The sequence below is a fragment of the Buttiauxella agrestis genome (assembly GCF_900446255.1).
Lineage (GTDB): Bacteria > Pseudomonadota > Gammaproteobacteria > Enterobacterales > Enterobacteriaceae > Buttiauxella > Buttiauxella agrestis.
Map to the genome: position 1 here is coordinate 143458 of NZ_UIGI01000002.1, position 16823 is coordinate 160280.

General features: G+C 45.8%; 14 protein-coding genes and 1 pseudogene. 12 read left to right on the plus strand and 3 right to left on the minus strand.

Annotated features, from left to right (window positions below; all coding sequences use genetic code 11):
- Window positions 1–3 precede the first annotated feature (3 nt).
- Window positions 4–714, plus strand: coding sequence for a DnaJ-like cysteine-rich domain-containing protein (locus DY231_RS24275; RefSeq protein WP_115632057.1), 711 nt, complete (start codon window positions 4–6; stop codon window positions 712–714).
- A 42-nt stretch (window positions 715–756) separates the two neighbouring features.
- On the opposite strand, the gene DY231_RS25260 is transcribed toward DY231_RS24275, so the two are convergent.
- Window positions 757–903 (minus strand): hypothetical protein, encoded by a 147-nt coding sequence (locus tag DY231_RS25260; protein WP_172588751.1) that lies wholly within the window; start codon window positions 901–903, stop codon window positions 757–759.
- Window positions 904–956: 53 nt separating this feature from the next.
- On the opposite strand from DY231_RS25260, the gene DY231_RS25170 reads away from it, so the two are divergent.
- Entirely contained in the window at window positions 957–1844 is an 888-nt protein-coding gene (locus DY231_RS25170) for a hypothetical protein (protein ID WP_147295670.1), read from the plus strand.
- Between the two features lie 75 nt (window positions 1845–1919).
- Here DY231_RS25170 and DY231_RS24285 read toward each other — a convergent pair whose 3' ends face one another.
- Window positions 1920–2759, minus strand: a complete 840-nt coding sequence (locus tag DY231_RS24285; RefSeq protein ID WP_115632059.1) for a DNA adenine methylase — start codon at window positions 2757–2759, stop codon at window positions 1920–1922.
- Window positions 2760–3163: 404 nt separating this feature from the next.
- Between DY231_RS24285 and DY231_RS24290 the strand changes: the two genes are divergently transcribed.
- From DY231_RS24290 to DY231_RS24325, 10 genes and pseudogenes are all read left to right on the plus strand, one after another.
- Window positions 3164–4261: a DNA-binding protein gene (locus DY231_RS24290; RefSeq protein ID WP_115632060.1), complete on the plus strand. Its 1098-nt coding sequence runs from the start codon at window positions 3164–3166 to the stop codon at window positions 4259–4261.
- Window positions 4262–4429: 168 nt separating this feature from the next.
- The gene (locus DY231_RS24295; RefSeq protein ID WP_115632061.1) at window positions 4430–6103 is read left to right on the plus strand and encodes a DUF4942 domain-containing protein; all 1674 of its coding nucleotides are present in this window, start codon (window positions 4430–4432) and stop codon (window positions 6101–6103) included.
- Window positions 6104–6112: 9 nt separating this feature from the next.
- The gene (locus DY231_RS25265) at window positions 6113–6283 is read left to right on the plus strand and encodes a hypothetical protein (RefSeq protein ID WP_166672009.1); all 171 of its coding nucleotides are present in this window, start codon (window positions 6113–6115) and stop codon (window positions 6281–6283) included.
- A gap of 233 nt (window positions 6284–6516) precedes the next feature.
- Window positions 6517–8976 (plus strand): Ig-like domain-containing protein, encoded by a 2460-nt coding sequence (locus DY231_RS24300; RefSeq protein ID WP_115632062.1) that lies wholly within the window; start codon window positions 6517–6519, stop codon window positions 8974–8976.
- A 225-nt stretch (window positions 8977–9201) separates the two neighbouring features.
- Window positions 9202–9621, plus strand: a complete 420-nt coding sequence (locus DY231_RS24305; RefSeq protein WP_115632063.1) for a hypothetical protein — start codon at window positions 9202–9204, stop codon at window positions 9619–9621.
- A 197-nt stretch (window positions 9622–9818) separates the two neighbouring features.
- Window positions 9819–11450 (plus strand): DUF4165 domain-containing protein, encoded by a 1632-nt coding sequence (locus DY231_RS24310; RefSeq protein WP_256682730.1) that lies wholly within the window; start codon window positions 9819–9821, stop codon window positions 11448–11450.
- 59 nt (window positions 11451–11509) lie between these two features.
- Window positions 11510–12199, plus strand: a pseudogene (locus DY231_RS25475) (Ig-like domain-containing protein); the annotation flags it as partial.
- 365 nt (window positions 12200–12564) lie between these two features.
- Entirely contained in the window at window positions 12565–13671 is a 1107-nt protein-coding gene (locus DY231_RS24315) for an FRG domain-containing protein (RefSeq protein WP_115632064.1), read from the plus strand.
- Window positions 13672–14228: 557 nt separating this feature from the next.
- Window positions 14229–15269 (plus strand): hypothetical protein, encoded by a 1041-nt coding sequence (locus DY231_RS24320; protein ID WP_147295671.1) that lies wholly within the window; start codon window positions 14229–14231, stop codon window positions 15267–15269.
- A 119-nt stretch (window positions 15270–15388) separates the two neighbouring features.
- On the plus strand, window positions 15389–15724 hold the full coding sequence (locus DY231_RS24325; RefSeq protein ID WP_115632066.1) for a hypothetical protein: 336 nt from the start codon (window positions 15389–15391) through the stop codon (window positions 15722–15724).
- Window positions 15725–15900: 176 nt separating this feature from the next.
- Here the strand turns inward: DY231_RS24325 and DY231_RS24330 are convergent, their stop codons facing one another.
- The gene (locus DY231_RS24330; RefSeq protein ID WP_115632067.1) at window positions 15901–16383 is read right to left on the minus strand and encodes a hypothetical protein; all 483 of its coding nucleotides are present in this window, start codon (window positions 16381–16383) and stop codon (window positions 15901–15903) included.
- Window positions 16384–16823 lie beyond the last annotated feature (440 nt).

Below are 16823 nucleotides of genomic sequence, written 5' to 3' on the forward strand. Positions count from 1 at the left end.
TCGATGGCTGTATATCTTTTCACTAAGGATTATCACTTAATCCAGCCTGGAATCATCGTTAATTCCAGGCTGGATGGCTACTACTATGGTTTAATCTCACGTGAATGCGATAGCTGCAATGGCGCAGGCGCTGTAATGGAAGCGATCTGCTCACATTGCTCAGGTTCCGGAACGACTGGCCCTTTAGAAGAGCGCTTGTATGAATGGAATGAACTTGGCTTAGGGCACGATAAATCAGTATTTGATAGCAATCCGGATCAGGAATCCTGGAAAAAGCGACATTCAGATATCATTGATGCTCTCAGGAATGGTAAGCAAAACTCATTTTCTACGAGTCTGTTAAATCAGTTAGATTCTGGATTGTTTCTGTCAGAAAAGCAGTATGAGGTATTTTGCTCTCTGGCACCAAAGCCGCCTGCTAGTTCATCTAAAGAAGAGGTTGTTTTAGCTCTTACCCATAAATATATTAAGGGTGACAGGATTAAGATTACCATCGTATTTACTGATTGTGTATTTCGTGTTAATAAGACAACTAAAGCCACTTATTATATTTTCTCAGGAACAACAAGTGAGGGGCTTTTTGCTGCATACGGCCCTAATCAGCAGTCATTTTTGTTAGGTACTAAGTATGTCATTACCGGTCTGGTGAAATTCGTGGGTGAATTGAATAGTCAACCCTGTGCATATATTGCTATTGCATCTCAAACAACCTAGTTCAAGCAAAGGAGTGCTTTGGGCTCTGTCGAGCCGACCCACTCACGGCATTACATTGGCTTCGCCATCCCCTTCTTCCCTGGTATTTTGTTTTCCGGCATATCGATCCTCATCTGAAACATGGGTTAACTGAAATTTCTCAATAAAAAACAATGTTATTATTAAAAACACTGTTTTTATAAGATTCATTTCAGCACCTGATTCTGACTCAATAAATTTAAATCAATGCAAAGGGCGGGATAATGACCATCAGTACTTCTGACTTTAGTTTAGGGATCATTAGTTCAACATCACGGTTTGTTTCATCCAGTAAATTTAAAAGAAATGTCACAATCCCTGGTTCAGGGTTTAATCTGCGCTCGGGGGATGTGAAGGAATGCGAAAAGTTGCCCGGAAAGCTGACACTTTCTGGACCAGTTTGCCACCGCAAAAGTGGCTATGTTTTATTCTCATTACTAATCGCCATACACAATCAATGCAATCGGGCACCAGCTCCTTACGAACACACTGGCCCTGACGTTACCCTTAATGCTTCTTCATTACGGATTCGTTTAACTGTTAAAGATTGGGTGTGTATGGCTAGGAAAATTGCCCATGATATTTCACGTTCAGGCTTAATTAAGATTGGCAGTTATTGGACTATCAACAAGGCTGATATAGAAGAGTTATTGTCATGCCTAAGTGCTACAACCTGCACATATAAACCCTATTCTACCAAGAGTCATCAATTTCATTTTATTACGTCAATCGAAAGATGTGTGAGAACCGATACTTACTCATTAACTTTCCCCGCAACGATTCATTTACTGCTCGATATCTATGGTGGACTGGTTGAGCAGGAAGTCATCAGGTATCTGAATACCAAGCTCAAAGGCATGCCAGCTCTGTATGATTTTGTATCGACGTCCAACAAGACCAGTCACCTGATAACGGAAATCAGTTTAGCCACAGGGCTGACTAACAGGAGGATTGAAAAGTTACTTTCTCAACTCTCACATCAGGGTTTGGCTTCATATCTTATTGATGGGAGTGGGGAAGATAAACGGATAGAAGAATTGAGCCTGTATAGCTATTCGGAACCACGGCGTACTAACCTGGATGATTATTACATGGTGACAGATTCAGCTTGATTGATGCACGGTGTGCAGCAAATTCCCGGTCACATTGGGTATTGCAGGTAATGCAAATACCCGGGCGGGTTTGCCCTACTCGAGAACAGCCAGGATTTCAGAAACAGCCTGGCGACTTCCAGAACTGGCACCAACTGAACGGTACGCCGAAAGGCGATGGATCTTAAAGTTTCGTTCTTCGTATAAATTAACAGCAAATTCGGTATCGCTGTTTGATATCGCCACACGTGCGCCTCTCACATGGGCCGCAACGAGCAGATCAGCTAGTCTGGTATGGCTGACTTCTGAAAACTCTTTCCCGTCATATTTTGTGAAACTGTCTTTTTTAAGTTTGATGTATGGAGGGTCACAATAAATTTGATCATGACCGGTCGCGGCCACCAGCGTCTGTTCAAAATCAGCGGTGACTAACTCGATACCTGACAGTCGGAACGATAGATAGTCGAGTCTTGGAAAATTTGGCTCCAGGTGGTTTTTTTTATTCCAGGGGACATTGAATTCCTTATTCTGGTTGTAACGACACAGGCCGTTAAAGCACAGGCGGTTAATCGCATAGAACAATACGCTTTTGCGGGTCTTATCCTCAGTAGTCTGAAACTCTTCAACGAGCCGGTAATAACCAGGCTTATCAAATGTGATCTCGGAGAGCGCCGTTATTTGCGCGATAAACTCCTGCTTTTTCGTCTGAATGGTTTTATAGAAATTGATGAGGTCATCGTTACTGTCAGAAAGCAGGGCATGAGTTGCGAATACATTCAGGAAAACTGCGCCAGAGCCGATGAATGGTTCTACCCATCTTCTGGCTGGGTCCATGGGGAACACGCGTCTGATAAACGGCATCAGTTTAGTTTTGCCGCCAGCCCATTTAAGCATGGGTTGATGAAGTGGCAGTGGGGTTCCTTCTGGATAATTCATTGGTGCCAACGTTTCTTATTGAGTTGATGGCTATCAGCTTATAACAGGTCGATGAAATCCTAAGGGGGTTAGCTGCATGAAAATAATTGTGCAGTTCTGTCATTTGAGTGGGGAAGATGGAGGGCCTGCGCGTTGATTTTTTTCATTTTTGCGAAGCTGATCACGTGCTGTTTTTCTTAAATTTGGATTTTTAGCAAGGATTCTCCATTTGATTTGGTTTTTTTACGTGATGCACCTCACACATTCACCCTGTTTTTCATCAAAATCACCCCGAAAAGTAACTTTTTGAAAAAGAAACTCGCTTAAGTACGAAAAATTCGCTTCTTAGCGAAATTGAGTAATTTCCTGTTCGTGTACTATTCCGTTTTATTGAAACTAAGAAATGAAATAATCGGAGTCTTTATATGGAAACCTTAAAAACCGCGAACAATGCCAACGTTACCAGCAAGTTTTCAAACACTACTGGCTCCGGGAAAGTGATTTCTACTCTTAAGCAATTTCGTGATGTAAACCTTGGTCTGTGCCAGTCGGCTCCAGACTTTAATGCTTTCCTCATTGATCCAACAATAGTAGCCATCACGCCAGGCTTTAACACGCGTGAGATGGGCATGGGGGAAGAATACTACCTTCTCCCGGAAGTGGCTGAGCACATCCACAATATCAAAATGGCCTATATCAATGGTGATTATGTAGAACCCATAAAAGTCGTTATTGTGGATGGAGTTGTCACCGTTCGTCAGGGGCATTGCCGGTTACACGCAGCGCGGGAAGCGGTATCGGAAGGGCATCAGATCACATTCCTCTGCAATCAACTCAAGATGGATGAAGTTGATGCTGAGATGCAGACTCTCAATGGCAATAAGGGAATGGCCTTATCTCCCGTGGCGATTGGTGCCTCATACCTTCGCCTCATTAATACGCTGGGTGGAATGACGCTGGAATCGCTTGCCATTCGTGAGAATCGTCAGGTTTCTTCCATCAGACAAATGATGCGCTTACCGGGTCTGCCTGTTGAATTAAAAAAATACATTCACTCAGGTGTTGTTTCTTACTTCTTCGTTCTCGAGTTAGTAGATAGCCTGGGAGAGTCCAAAGCAATTGATCACATCCGTACGCAGTTAGAGGTGCTTCAGGCTTCCGCTGACAGGGGGATTAAGGTTCCTCGCAGTAGTAACGGTGCTCTTCGTGTACGACCATCAACAATTAAATCACCACGAGTTCCACCTACGCTGGCGACACAGGCTGTTGAGAGTATCAAAATGCTAAATGAACAGTTTTTCCCACAGCTAAAGGATGTTGATTTTACAACGTTGGATTCAGACAAAGAAATCACCATAAACATCAGTCTTAAGACCCTTAACATGTTCCAGACTGTTCGGGATACGATTAGTGATGTCGCAGCTAAACAACTGCGTAAAGAAGAGCGTAAACGACTAAAGGTCCAGGATGAAAGTGAACCGGAAAGCGATGACCAGCAAGAGCATGATCAGACAGCTGCCTGACGAGAAAGTCTCAATCACATCCATGTAGCCATTATAAAAAAAGTCAGTTCCAGTACTTATTCGGGTCCCCTTGGGGGCCCATTTTTTTTGCTGCGCCAGAGGCTATTAACAAATTTTCGACCTGGGTTATCCTGGATTCAATGATATTTGAACCTACAGGTAAGCCTGATGACAAGTAACGCCATTATTCCACTGAACACCGATCAATCCTGCCGCCACTTAATGCCTGCCGTCAAAAGCGAGCAAGACTCTCTGCCAGAAATGAGAGAGGAGATGGGTATCATCCAGCGTCTGGTTGCTGAGTTTAGCAAGGAGCGTGAGGAGCTACAGTCTGTGGCGGAATTATTCCGCAGGCAGTCTGTACGGAAGTTTTACAGCTTGTTATCGGGTTATGACCACTCGATCACCGAAAAGAGTGAACTGTGCGCCGAGTACTCGCTCCGTTCGGAATACTGGAAACGCGTCATGGCGTTGACTGATGTTCTGTCTGTTATGACATCAGAAAAACGCCAAGCATGGAATGAGCAATTTTGTTTCGACCGTTATTCCATGCGTGACGGTTCAAAACAGGTTATTCCTGATTTTACCGCAGAGGCAGTCATCCCAACCGTTATGGGTCTTCTCAATGACCGCAATCAATTTATGCGAGAGCGTGTTTACGGGGTGTTTACGAGCCTGAGTCGCTCACATAAGACGAATAAAGCCTTTGGATTCAGCACAAGGATGATCATTACGGGTGTGTGCGAAATGGTCAAAAGATTTAATGGACCGAGCCAGCCTGATTTTAAATCAAGGAATATCGAACCCCTGAGTGAACTCCGGGTGGTTTGTGCATTTTTCCGGCAAAGCAAGGTTTGTGATGTCCTTGATACGGCGAGGCTCGTAGAAAGATGTGTTCATCAATACGGTTTCAGGCAATGGATTGATATTGATGGCTATGCGGTCCGCTTTCGGGTTTACAAGAACGGCTCCATGCATATTGAGATAAATCAAACACTGGCCGAGCAGATGAATAATATTCTTTCGGCATTCGTTCCCCTGGCATTGCCAGCAGAGCGTCACAAGGAAAAACTCAAGCAAGCACGTGAGTTCCCGTTAAAGAAAAACGTGCTGGATTTCGACAGCAGGATGCAACTTGGTGAGATGAAGTTTTCTTACTCCGAACGTGAAAAGTGTTGGGCAGCATTTCGTTCAGGCGGATATTTATCCCTGGATAAAGGGACTGACACTATTCTTCATGATGTTTTCCGTACAATCGGGGCCAGGGTCGAGAACTATTACGTTTACATGGATTATTGCCCGGATGAAATCTTGCGTTATTTATCGCAGGTCGGAGCGATGCCTGATCAGGTTGCTCATCAGTTATATCAGTCATCACGGAAAATCAGCGATTACGTTGCCGGTTTACTCTCCATGGGGGAGGGCGATACATTACTTGAGCCGAGTGCAGGCCAGGGTGCCTTATTACAGTCATTTTCAAAAACCGACTCCATTCACTGTATTGAGGTTGATCAACTGAATGCGCAGATCCTGAAGGCCAAAGGGTTTGATGTTGAAGAGGCTGATTTTCTGGCATGGTCGAAGGCTAATCCTGGAAAGAAATTCAGTCACATTGCTATTAATCCACCGTTTTCGGAAAACCGGGCTCGGCTTCATTTGCTGGCTGCGGCAACGCACCTTGCCCCTGGCGGGTGTATGGCTGCGGTCTTACCCTTATCGTTCAGGCATGAAGATGCGTTGCTGGGCGACGAGTTCAGCTGGGATCTGGTACATGAATTTAAGAATGAGTTTGAAGATACATCCATTACTGTCTGTGTAGTTTACATCCAACGAATCACCTGAGACTGGAATATGACAAATCAACCGTTGCAACCGTCAGACGCAAATGATGAAGAACCAACATTCGCCATCGACAAATTTGAAATTGGTCTCGCTAAAAAGAAGCCGGTGGCTGATGTTAATTTTATCAATGACTCCGTTCACCAGGATGACGAGGGGAATACATCCGCTGACGATTATTAAAAGTCCGGTGCCAGGCTGTTTCATACAGCCTGTTCACCATTCAGTGCCTCTCCTGCGAAAATTCATTTAAAAAAGTATTTATCTTCTAATTTGTGTTCGGCGTGAGCATCCATCCGGAAAGTTACTTTTTTGCCCCGGAATTCTGGAAGGTAGCTCTGGAAATAGCATCCCTTAAGCGCACGGTTCGTCAGTGTGCGAAATGTACAATAGGGCAAATTCCAGAGGAAACCCCTATGCGTCTAAATTTGACTGGTTACCTAGTTGCCGCAGCTGTCAGCTCGCTTTCAATACCGGCACACGCATTAGTCTTTAACTATTCGTTTATGAATACGAATAATGTGGCTTCGAGCATTAAACCATCCGGCACGAATCTGCTTAATCCTGCCGGGGCAATAACGCTGAATCTGATCTCTGGTCTTGACCGCTATGAGCGTATAAAGGTCATTCGTGACCGCGACCAGAGCGTCATGTATTCCGGGGTTACCAGTATCGTCGGGGTATCTGATCGCGTGGTTGCAACCGATGGGACGGAGTATTACGGAAAGAGTGTTGCTCTGCCTGCTCTGGGGGAAGGTGCATTTACCATCGTAAATGAAACACTGGATCTCCGACAAACCATCGTCAGCACCACGACATACCATATCACCGTCGATATCACGGCTCCCCGCTATACCACTATCTATCCCAGCCAGAACGCGGGTTATGACATGGTCCTGTCCGGACCGCTCTGGGAGCTGGGGCGGGGCGGGAGTGGGCAGTTCTCCATTTTTGCTGATGGTCTGGAAGATGCAAACGGGATAAGCAAGATCCGGCTGGTCATTAAACGCAGCGATGGTACGGTAGTTTCTGACAATAACCTGAGCTATGACGTTGCCGCTAAAAGAGCTTTCTACCCCTGGATAAAGGATATGGGCACTCAAACGGGTATGCCTACCAGTGATTTGAATGAGGAGTTCACATTCAATTTTATCGTGACGGACAATGCCGGAAATATCCTCAACATTCCCCCTCAGCGGTTTAAATATGACGACCAGATGGGGGAGTACACCCCTTTTGCCGTTCATGACTCACGAGTGAGCACCAGTGTTGTGCCAGGCATTGCCTCGGGCTATGTCGCATTTCAGCGTGGACTGACCGTGCTGGAAAATCCGTATCTGTTTGTGATCCGTATTCCTAAAGCAAACTGGCAACCCTACCGAAACGGCGGTATCAGCATTCTGAATAACTATGGTGGTGCGAAAGTACTTTCTGAAGATGCTACCTATGTCTATGTGGAAGCAAAATTGCCGCAGGGAAGTCTTGATAGTAACTATTACCGCCCTGTGAATACCTATCAGTGGTCAGGTGGAGATCTTGCTCAATACGCCAGTTGGCTTGTCTGGGACCCTGCATCACTGAAAAGCCCTGCATGGGGAAATCCTGCAATTGAAAGGCTCAACGCTGACGGCACCTGGTTTAACAGCGTGAACTGGCGCCATATTCTGGCCTCGGAAATGCCGGTTAACCTGACGCACATCCGCTTCAATGTGCAGGCCCGACCGTATGACCAGAAAATAGCAGGAGGGGCTTCCTGTGATATTCCGGCAGGCTCCACGACATGTACCGTTGCGGTATCCCAGGCAATTGTAAAAGGCACTACGGGATACATGCACAGTGGCTATGAGGTGCGCTCAACGACTGAGTCCACATTCTTCCAGCCTATCTGGGAAAACATCGCCTGGCATACACTGGGTCCTTCAGTCACCGGCTTTGACTACAATGCGGCCAACAGCATTTTACAGGTCTATGTGAACCAACCCGGTGACGGGTCCTATTTCGATCATGTGAATCTGGCCCGGGTCTGGCTAACGGATAAATCCCGGAACAATGCTGAAATTAGCGTGACAGCAAAACAAACGGGGCGTAACACGGCGTCCGGGAACTACACGTATGAATTTGACATGAAGAAGGTTCCTGAAGGGACGTATGATGTTCAGATCAACGCTAAGGATTCATTCGAGAACTCAGGTAGCCTGGCATACAAGCAGGTGACGGTTGATAACACGCCGCCGCTGGTCAACTTCAGCTATGAAAACAAACCCATTTCCAGCTCTGTGACAGTGTATGGACTGGAGAACATTCGCATACAACTCTCTGACGCATTAACAAAGCCGACTCTCGCTCGCATGACGTTGCGTGGGGGGCCCGTCTCGGATGCGGTAGAGCTTTCATGGGTCAGCCTTGGCAACAATCTCTACGCCCCTAATTATCCCAAAATATTCCCGTCTCTGAATGAAGGCGAAACGTATACCATGACGGTGACGGCGAAAGACGAGATGAATAACGTCAAAGAAAGCAGTGTCGAATTTAGCTACCTCCCGAATAACCTGGTGCGTCTTGAGAACCTGAAAACCATGGCAGTCAGTGCTGCACTGAAAACCTCAGATGACACGCCCCTGGCCGTGCTATATGCCAGCCAACTTCGTAAACAGGATGGCGCTATCGCAACCGGTCTACAGGATGCAGTACTGACGGTACGTAAAGACGCGGCATTTGGGGTCACCGTTAATGGCGTCAGCGCAGCGCCAGGGGAGAGTAAAAATCTTCAGTTGGATCTCGGCCTGGGTGACAGCCGTAGCTTCCCGATATTTCCGGCCATATCTGGCGTTACCGGTGTTTCTGAGTTCATGATCAATATTGAAGAGCTTCGATAAACAATACAGGCACAGCGCTAACAAAAGAGCCTGAGCCTGGTTTTTGTACAGACAGCCGCTATGCATCTTCCTGCTACTTATCCCAACTACCGACACAGAGTTATGCACCGTTTTTGTGGATAAGTTTTATACCTGGCCTCCAGAATATGGCAGGGTCAGTTAACGCAATAAAAGTGATATTGTTATTAACACGATGTTTTTCCAGATATCAGATTAAGGATAATTATGAACTTCAAAGTCTCCGCTGTGGTTCTGTGTTTAGTCATGACTGCACCGGCCATGGCTAACACGTCAGATCAGCAAACCCGTGTCATGGATTACTGCCAGCAAACAAGCCTGCCACTTCTGGTGGCCGCAAGCATGTTCGTGACAAAGCATGCAAGCAATGTTGCGCCTGCTGATGCCAGGCCTGAGATCCAAAAATATGTTTCTGATTCTGTTGAGTACAAAAAGGCCAGCTCAACGGTCAAATCAGCAATGGATAAGGTCGTCACGGAACTCGCCAACACAGGCGCTATGCAAGCCCACCAGCAGGCCATGATGAGCCAAGGCGAGAAATACTTAGGGGTGCATGCCATTTCATGGGGGATGAAAACGGTCGGGCCATTTACTGCGTGGTGTAACTACAATCACTTTGAGCGTTGATTTAGAATTCACGGCTTATTCATGCCTGACATGATTAGGCCGTTTTTTTTGTCATTCGCAGCGAATCTCGCCAATAAAAAGTAACTTTCCTGTTCCCTATCTCTAATAAACAGTCTTCTGATTATAGCCCTTTAGCGAAATATTCCGCCCTCACGTTTCGTTAAAATAGCAATATTGATTACGGGGGAAATTAGATAATGAAACTGTCGGAATTTATAATTTCAGCGCTAGGCTTAAGTTTATATTTATCATCTCCGGCTTCGGCCCAGCTCTACAATTATTCATACAACGACACGGGTGGGAAGCTCGTTACCGCAAAACCGGACACCGCATTTCTAAACCCTTCAGGGGTTATCACCTTAAACCTCATCTCCGGGCTGGACAGGAAAGAACGCGTTACCGTTACCCGTGATAGTGATAAAACCTCGATGTTTGAAGGCACCACCAGCCTGGTTACCGTAGCCGACCGGATCACGTCCATAGACGGTGCCGAGTATTACGGCAAATCGCTGGTACTTCCTACCCTTGGGGAAGGGGCCTTTACGCTGAAGTCTGACACCCTGGATAACAAAGGGAACCTGGTCTCCTCATCCACATACCCATTCAGTATCGACATTACCGCGCCTTCTATTCCCGATCCGATAGTCTGGATTCGTGCCGGGTTCATGAATGGCAGTATTGATGTGTTCGGGAATACCACCGCGACACAGGCTTTGTCAGTTTCCAGGCTTTCAGATGCCGGTTCCGGGCTGAGTAAAGCGGAATGGTTTGCTATTGATGACGCAGGGACTCGCAGGGCTGTACCAACTGATCTGAATCCACTGACAGGAGAAGCTCTCGCTCCGGCTGCTATCGCCGCAGGTGTCGCGGTTGCGCCCAAAGACCAGAGCTATTACACCGTGGGGTTCCGGATCTATGATAAGGCTGGCAACTATCGGGATGTGACGCACCGCTCTGCCATCGACCGCACGGTCCCGGCATTTATGCAGTATCAGGTACAGAATGCGGCCACAGGCGTCTGGCAGGATTACGTTCCGGGAATGACCATTTATGCCAATCCCTTGCAGTTCCGTTTCAAAATGCGAAAACAGGATGCTGCTGATTTCAACGGGACTGATTTTGGTTGGTACGGGCAGGGGAAAAGCTCTGATGCTGACTTTGCCTACATCAACGTCACGCTAAGCTACCCGGAAACTTACAACTATTCCGAGATATTTACCAAAGCGGGTCTCAGGCATCATTTGTCCTTTAACACCCTCAGATTTACGCTGGGGCCCGGTGTCAGCGAAGCTCCCCGCTATGTGAAAGGCATTTTTCACCTCAAAAATGCAAATACATGGTCTGACGGAGATACGGTCCTCATGACATCACCTGACTGTATAGACAGTGGGGTAGTCACCACTGAAGTCAGGTCATATACCCAGCTGGTCAATATCGATAACGTGGGCAGTTGCACCATTGCACCTAATCAAACCAGCTGTACTCTCACTACGAACTTCTGCAAGTTGACCGACCGTGGATACGATCCCCGACAAATCATTATCACCGGAACGGATACGTATGCCGGGCTCGGGGGAAGAGGCTCTTATCTTTACTCATACTGGGACTACAATCCGCCCGTTATCAATTCAGTCACCGTAAAACCGGAAGAGAAGCAAATCGTTATGCGGGTGACGGACGCGGATACCGTCAATGACTGGCGCAGTTATATGTGGGTGACGAACAGTTTCGCCCTCACACTGACTGATGGCTCAGGTAAAGCCCAGGTGCTGTCACCGGCCAGCGTGACCTCACTCAATTTCCAGCTCAAAGAAGTCGTGTTCTCTTAGGCAGTCTTTCTTCCGGGCAGTACACCGCCAGTGCCAGTGCAACGGATACTTACGGCAACCAGGCCACCACGAATCTCCCGGGCACCATCAAGCATGATGTGGCACCGCCCATTGTCAGCGTAATGTTTAAGGGCCAGCCAGCTGACGGACAACTTGTCAGAGGGCTTGAGAATCTGGAAATTCATCTCACCGATGATATGACACAACCCTCAATAACAAGCGTCAGCCTGGAGGGGGGGCCGACCAGTGATAAAGTTAAAGTAGGATGGTATGATAAAGGTAATAATATCAATGGGTTGCAATATCCGCGCATTTTCCCATCTACGGACGACGACGACTCTTATACGCTGACGGTGGTCGCCTCCGATGAGGCCGGTAACGTGACGACTAAAGCCAGTCGTTTCCGGTATGTCCCTGACAACCTCATCGAATTTAATAACATCAAAACTCTCGCGGTGAACACATCACTGAAGGCCACCGATAACACGCCCCTGGCGTTCGTCCAGACGAACAGCATCCGCAAAAAGAATGGTGAGCTGGTCACTGGCCCTCAGACGGGGACGTTGTCAGTGCGAAAGGATGCGGCATTCGGGATCACCCTTAACGGGATTACCGTGGTTGCCGGGGAAACGAAAGATATCACCATCAACTTCGGTACAGGAGACGGCATCCTCATACCTGTATTCCCGGCAGAGAAAGGGAAAAGGGGGATAAGTGATTTTATTCTGGAATTACCGCAGATAGATTAACCCGTAAAATGACCGGCTCCTTAACCGGGGCCGGTAACCCCCCTCAGAAATATCACCCACCTGGGTATTCGCATATTACTTGACTACCTGTTCGCAAATTACTAGGTTGTTTCCCACAGAATACCGGGACAGAGCAACCAAAATTGACGGGCAGCGATGAACGAGGAGTGGAAGTTGCATTGTGCTGAGTAATAGGATGATGAACAATCTTGCTACCATGCTTCAAATTCAATATAACCATACTTATGTTGAATATTTTTGTAAGGGGAAAGGTTTGTTGGCCGATAAGACGTATGTCTCCTTCTAAAAGAATTGAATCAAGGGACGCGATGAGTGTATAAAAATCGTTAAAAAAAGGAGTAATTATGCTTAAGCACGAAATTGCCTGTGTGGGTGATCTTTTAAAAATCGTCAATGAAGTCGCGAAACAAAATAATGACCGTCAATCATATTTCAGAGGTCAATCAGATGCTAGTTGGGGGATAGCATCTTCTCTTTGTCGGTTATTAAATGATAATGCCATCAAACCTCATCCAGTTGAAGGTATGCCTCCTAATTTCGCTTCAAAAATTTCATATTCCAGGCTGGCTTCTGAATTATTTGATAGTTTCAAAGATAAATTCGTACTGTATTCTGAGGTTAATATAATAAAAGGATACGAGTTGAATGATATCGACCTGCATGTTATGGCCCAGCATTATCAATTACCAACGCGCGTAGTCGACCTCACCAAAAACCCATTAATCTCACTATACTTTGCCACCGAAGAAAACAAACCAGATACCGATGTTGCTGTCTTTATTCTGAAAGATGGGTATTCCGAAACCTCAAGCAACGTTTTTCTATCAAAATTGGATCATGCTCGAAAAAAATATCATGATTTTTATCAGTTAATTAGACCGCACATGCGTGCCGGGAATGATGAGTCCTTTGCCGAAGCTGTTAAATTATTTAAAGCGTACAAGCATGATTTATTCAATTTAAATGAAGAATTATTTCTGTGCAAAGGTGAGGTCCATCCAGATCACGCAGCTTTACTCTATGCTTTAGATGTACTTAGTGCTGGTGAAATTGAAGAAACGCTACGCGTAATTGCTGATGAAGATGGCTTTAATTTTAGCCAGCCCCATAGTTCAATCAGTATTCACAATTCTCGGTTACAAGTTATTAGCCCTCTACCAATTAACCAGAGAATTAAAAATCAGCAAGGACTGCTGTTATTTTCCAATATCATCAATAGACCTATTTTTGAAGCGTCGCACTTTACTGACAATAATGTCATTTCCGACACTGACTTTGATTCACAAAATTTCACAAACGAGAATTGTTTAAAAGTTATTATTAAATATAAATATGTATCCGCTATTAGAAAAGAATTGGAACGTTATGGCATTACTCGAGACTTCATTTACCCTGAGTTACCGAACTACACTGCATATATGAAAGAGAAGATTCTCAGGAATTATGTTTAACTAACAATTAAAAATGTACTTCCTTGAAAGGGAAATTTTAATTGATGAATCAAATATCAACTCTGTTTTCCGGGGTTGATATTTTAGACAGGTCATAAAACTGCCATGTAAATAACTAGATGTAGCGTTTCTATAGGAGCGTACTCTCCTGCCAAAGAACGGCTGTTCAGCCTCGTTCGCTCTTGCGCCCTGGTCCCTCGGGGGAACAATGATAATTTTGCTGGATAAGCTCAGGTAATTTGCTCACGGTGATCAAGTAAAATGCTAACGGGTAGTCAAGTCAGATGCAATTTCGTACCATCAGCTCAACCCGCCTGAAAAGTAACTTTCTGGACTGAAACTATGGACGTCTATCTCTTTTACCGGTGATGCCTATCTTCACATTGGCGGGGCGGATTATCGGTCCTCAGCTGAAAAAAAACGCACTGCGCCTCAGTTAAAATATACGCATGGAATACGAGGGACTTGCATATTTACACATGACCGGTGTGGCAGATATGCATATCAGTTATTCCAAAATGCGCCGTTTACTAGCCGTGCCTGAGGAGGCAGACAGGATGAATCAATTAAGCTCATCATTTCGTGAATTGTTAAATTTGCTGTTCACCAACATTACCCGAATATCGATACCAACAATACTCGGGCAACTCGTCAAAGTATTGTGCGTCTGTTTTGTTATCTGGTTTTCCCTTTCACATTATCGTGAGCCAGTTAATGAACTGGCGAGAACGTCACTGACGCTGCTGACATTCTCAGGAACGATAATTTGCATGTATTATTCATTTTCGAAGATATTCAGTGAGGACCTTCTTCGCGGAGCGTGGGCGGCACTGTGTGGTCTGGCTGTACTGGTTGCCATCAAGTCATTCGTCGGTAACACAATCGACGAATTGATTCGTCATCCGGAAATTCTGGCGGCCATGTCTGCGGTTTGTGTCGCGAGCTTCATTATTCAAAGAGTCTGCGCAAATATCTCAAAGGGATTTGAAACCTCTAAAGAGGTTGCCTATGGGATTCCGGCGACCCGCATTGTTAAGCATCCTACCAGGCAGGATCGTGTTGTTACAGCTGCACATGAAGCGGGGCATGCCCTGGTTTGTGCCGCACTGAACCCGTATCCAATAAATATCCAGGTCGAAGCAAAGTATTTCCGGGACGAAACTAATTCACTGGGCAGTGTCTCTATGGAATGGGAACATTTGCTGGTCGACAAGACGTTTGCAGAATGGGATATGCTGCGTTTCTTAGCCGGGTCAGTAGGCGAGAGAAGCTTTACAGGTCGTGAATCACTGGGGGCTGCGGGAGACACATTCCAATGGCGTACCATTGCTACGGCATATCTCTCCTGTATGAGCCGGGGGATATTCTTCCAGAATCCCGAAAACAGGCTGGAGCTTGAACATAACGAACATATGCTAATGGACTTGTATTCAGAACAAATCGCATTGCTTGAAACGTTTTTTGAAATCAACGCTCAGGTTCACCGTAATTTAACAGAAAACTTGCTTGAGAAGCGCCTGATGACCGGGCGTGAGCTGTATGTCTATTTTGACGAGGTTCAATTCCCCGAATCGTTTCCTCGCTGTACCATGCCTTAAATAAACGCCTGATAATGGGACCCGGTGCAGTATTTTTCCTGCTGTATCGGGTCAAGTAAAGGCACAGGGATAAGTGCAAGAATCAGTGATTAGCGTAAATAAAAGTAAGTGGAGACACGATGAAAACAATTAAACTTCTGGGTATGGCTTTGTTTATAGCATTGCCACTGCATGCTGTTGCCGCTCCCGTTGATAAAGACATCATTAAAGATATGGCCTCACTTCGTCAGCAGTCCTGCCCGGGTGATGCCACGAATGTTCAATCGCTTGAAAAGAATATTGAAAGCGATGCTTTGTATGAGATTCTTTGGGAACTTAAGTACGGGGTTAGCAAAGTTCTCAATACCGGGCTGTATCCAAAAGCAATCCGAATTGCGCCGAAATATGCTGACTGCCAGAATTCAAATGCATGGGCTGAGGCCATTAAAGCGCATTTGTACGCTGATCAGGCGTAGGGTTAGTAACGAACATCGACTGCCCTCCCACTGGCATGCCTCATCACTGAGACAGCGGTGGGAAAAGTAACTTTTGGGCAGTATGCGTGATTTTGTTAAATGCGATATCCCCTCACATCAGAGGGGATAATCTACGAGGCGGGGAAAGAGTTGTTAACAGTCAGGAGGACCGGATATTACCCCTCACAGAATCTGTCTTTCCATTCCTCGTAACTCAGGTTACTGCCATTATATTCCTTCCACTTTCTCCAGTAATTGACTCTTGCGGCTTCCAGTTCCATCTTCTGATTGTTCATCTGAGCTTTACTATCGGCCTTTTTTTTCTGGATATAGCGAAGGCGTTGAAATCCTCTGGCCCCCAGTCGATATCTCAGGGCTGGCGCGATATCGGATGTTAATGCGACGGCCGCCATTAAACCAATCAAAAGACCAATGACGCTGGAAAACGCCCTGAACATGCTTTGGACGTAAGGTAATCCGGTAATATTCAGGTAGTCATTCTTGTCAGCGTCTGTGGGGAAGGAGGGCCGGATGCTGTACAGGAAGTCATAAATTGTACCGCCTGCCCAGTAAGAAAAGCAGAGTATACAAATTACAATTGATACGGTGGCACAAACAGACAATGCATAGATTCTGGGATTGTAATTATGTTTGTTCATTTCTTCATCCTCTCGCCGGGTAAAGTATTAAACTCAATGTCGCTGGTCCAGCCATTATATCAAAGGTAATTCCCATCCTGAGTCGCTGAGAACGTGGAATTGCGTACTGAAGCAGAATGTGTGGTTGTCTACGTAACCCTCCTGGCCTTATGCCTAACTGCATATGACCTGGATACCGATTTGCCGTTCAACTGGTGACCGTTTGATAATCACTTGACCATCGCCAAAAAATTGCGCCTGGCACTCTATATCAGTCGAGGTTTGCTCAGAACGACTCCAGTGTGTCAAAAACGGAAGTTATCCATAGTAAATAATTGGCTATGCGGGAGCTAAACACAAAACCTGGAAACTATTACTTTTAAAATCTGACATTATTGATTAGATTACTTACTCAAAGAACCTGAGCATTTTGCATATATTAATGTGTTGGAGCTTTTATT

Coding starts and splice junctions, on each gene's coding strand:
- DY231_RS24310 (WP_256682730.1), top strand. CDS start 9,819: ATGAAACTGTCGGAATTTATAATTTCAGCGCTAGGCTTAAGTTTATAT.
- DY231_RS24320 (WP_147295671.1), top strand. CDS start 14,229: ATGAATCAATTAAGCTCATCATTTCGTGAATTGTTAAATTTGCTGTTC.
- DY231_RS24290 (WP_115632060.1), top strand. CDS start 3,164: ATGGAAACCTTAAAAACCGCGAACAATGCCAACGTTACCAGCAAGTTT.
- DY231_RS24275 (WP_115632057.1), top strand. CDS start 4: ATGGCTGTATATCTTTTCACTAAGGATTATCACTTAATCCAGCCTGGA.
- DY231_RS24300 (WP_115632062.1), top strand. CDS start 6,517: ATGCGTCTAAATTTGACTGGTTACCTAGTTGCCGCAGCTGTCAGCTCG.
- DY231_RS24325 (WP_115632066.1), top strand. CDS start 15,389: ATGAAAACAATTAAACTTCTGGGTATGGCTTTGTTTATAGCATTGCCA.
- DY231_RS24285 (WP_115632059.1), bottom strand. CDS start 2,759: ATGAATTATCCAGAAGGAACCCCACTGCCACTTCATCAACCCATGCTT.
- DY231_RS24295 (WP_115632061.1), top strand. CDS start 4,430: ATGACAAGTAACGCCATTATTCCACTGAACACCGATCAATCCTGCCGC.
- DY231_RS25260 (WP_172588751.1), bottom strand. CDS start 903: ATGAATCTTATAAAAACAGTGTTTTTAATAATAACATTGTTTTTTATT.
- DY231_RS24330 (WP_115632067.1), bottom strand. CDS start 16,383: ATGAACAAACATAATTACAATCCCAGAATCTATGCATTGTCTGTTTGT.
- DY231_RS24315 (WP_115632064.1), top strand. CDS start 12,565: ATGCTTAAGCACGAAATTGCCTGTGTGGGTGATCTTTTAAAAATCGTC.
- DY231_RS24305 (WP_115632063.1), top strand. CDS start 9,202: ATGAACTTCAAAGTCTCCGCTGTGGTTCTGTGTTTAGTCATGACTGCA.
- DY231_RS25265 (WP_166672009.1), top strand. CDS start 6,113: ATGACAAATCAACCGTTGCAACCGTCAGACGCAAATGATGAAGAACCA.
- DY231_RS25170 (WP_147295670.1), top strand. CDS start 957: ATGACCATCAGTACTTCTGACTTTAGTTTAGGGATCATTAGTTCAACA.